The organism is Galactobacter caseinivorans (assembly GCF_003640665.1).
Taxonomy (GTDB): Bacteria; Actinomycetota; Actinomycetes; order Actinomycetales; family Micrococcaceae; genus Galactobacter; species Galactobacter caseinivorans.
Genome location: NZ_QQXL01000018.1, coordinates 1 through 326 on the forward strand (window position 1 = coordinate 1; position 326 = coordinate 326).

The window sequence follows — 326 nt, forward strand, 5'->3', positions numbered from 1 at the left end:
ATGTGGGCCCAGAGTGGTGTGGGGTCGGCGTCGGGGCCAGGCATCTGCGCTGCGGGTAGGTCTGTTGCGGGGGTTGATGGTGACTGGGGTGTGGGCTGGGTGGTGCTTGCTCCGACGGGGATGCCATCCGGGTAGTTGGGGAGGATCCCGGGCGGGAGTGGGTTTCCTGTGGGGATGGGTGCGGGGAGGTGTTCCAGGCCGGAGAGGGGGTGGTTTGAGTCGGGCATAGGTTCGGTGCCGTATTGGTCGGGGAAGTAGGTGAAGTTCTCGGGGATGAACACGTGTGGGTCCACCGGCATGTGGGGTTTGGTGGCTGGGTAGCTCAG

1 pseudogene is annotated in these 326 nt (G+C 65.3%); it reads right to left on the reverse strand.

The features are described 5' to 3' along the window. Positions 1–281: pseudogene (locus tag DWQ67_RS14170) on the reverse strand (hypothetical protein); the annotation flags it as partial. Positions 282–326 lie beyond the last annotated feature (45 nt).